This window comes from Rheinheimera baltica DSM 14885 (assembly GCF_000425345.1).
In the GTDB taxonomy this organism is placed as follows: Bacteria; Pseudomonadota; Gammaproteobacteria; order Enterobacterales; family Alteromonadaceae; genus Alishewanella; species Alishewanella baltica.
On record NZ_AUDG01000131.1, the window covers coordinates 1 to 1,270 of the forward strand.

The window sequence follows — 1,270 nt, forward strand, 5'->3', positions numbered from 1 at the left end:
TATATCTACTATATAAGCAGAAAACTCAAACACCGGGCTTGTCCAACAACAGGATTAAGTCGCGGCTGCGCGCGACCTATCCTTGTTTATTAGCATTATTTTTGCTGAACTTTGAATGTTACAGATTTACCGATATTTAAGCCGTTTGTGATTAAAGCTGCATCCAATGTTAAATCCAGAGGGTATTGTTTTGAGGGCACCATATCCATCCAAGGGAAAAGTAAAACCATTTTATTGCCCACAATTCTGCCTGTGACAGGTATATCAGGGAAAATTAGATCAGGCTCTTTGCCACTTAATACTCTGAAATAAACACCAAATTCAGTTATTTTATATGTTGATGTCGAAGGAAGCTCTACCTCAAGTTCAATTAAACCAGCATCATTGCAAGAGCTACCAGCCTTGTAACTCGCTCGGGATATTTTAGAAACGGTAACAATTGGCTTTGGAACACTTTCCCAATACTCTCCGTCTGAATTTGGATCGCTTTGAGCTGGACCTGCATGTTGTTCCCATCTCTCTAGGCTAGGTTGAAAAAGATCTAAACCAGCGAATGAACATGCAAAGGAATTGGAACTAACAAAACCTAATAGGAAAACTAAACTCGAATATTTCATCTCAATTCTCGATAATGCTAACGCCCGCCACAAACGCGAGCAACTTGTTGCGAGTCGAGCGCCCAACGGGCGCGTTTTTGGTGGCGATTGTTAGGCACAATAGTTCACTTTTTCTGTAGTTTGAGTCGTTTTTGTATTTCGTTTAATAAATCAACTAGTGCACTGTCAAATTTTCGAAAAATTATATCTCTCTTTTCCGAATCATCAATTTCTTGCATGGCCTCTGATAACACCAGGCTGAATTGATACCCAAGTCCCTTCCATAAATCATTGTGCTCAATGATTAATAATGTCATTACAAAGTCGGCGTTTCTATGGTCACTATCGCTCAAGCTACGTTCGCAGAAATCATTAGGATATAGCTTGCTATATATTTCGTGCAGCTTGGACATACCATCTAATAAACGCAGCCGTCTTGCATCATTAATTTGATCATTTCTATTTATCTTTTGAATGTGAACCGCAGACCAAAAACCAACTAAACCACCAACTATTGAAGCTATGGCGCCCCCAAGAATCTGAGCATAAAAATCTTCCATTTAACTGATCCTTTTTCGCCATCGTGGTAGAACGACCCATTACTGAGCCGCCCCCACACAGATCCGGACGTGCGGAATTACCGCATCCGGCTCTTCAGTTATATATTCACTCGT

At 40.6% G+C, this 1,270-nt stretch carries 2 protein-coding genes; both read right to left on the minus strand.

Annotated elements, in window-relative coordinates:
* Positions 1–95: 95 nt before the first annotated feature.
* Positions 96–617 (minus strand): hypothetical protein, encoded by a 522-nt coding sequence (locus H595_RS0119700; RefSeq protein ID WP_027672669.1) that lies wholly within the window; start codon positions 615–617, stop codon positions 96–98.
* Positions 618–721: 104 nt separating this feature from the next.
* Positions 722–1,156 (minus strand): hypothetical protein, encoded by a 435-nt coding sequence (locus H595_RS0119705; RefSeq protein WP_027672670.1) that lies wholly within the window; start codon positions 1,154–1,156, stop codon positions 722–724.
* Positions 1,157–1,270: the final 114 nt, after the last annotated feature.

Coding starts and splice junctions, on each gene's coding strand:
- H595_RS0119705 (WP_027672670.1), bottom strand. CDS start 1,156: ATGGAAGATTTTTATGCTCAGATTCTTGGGGGCGCCATAGCTTCAATA.
- H595_RS0119700 (WP_027672669.1), bottom strand. CDS start 617: ATGAAATATTCGAGTTTAGTTTTCCTATTAGGTTTTGTTAGTTCCAAT.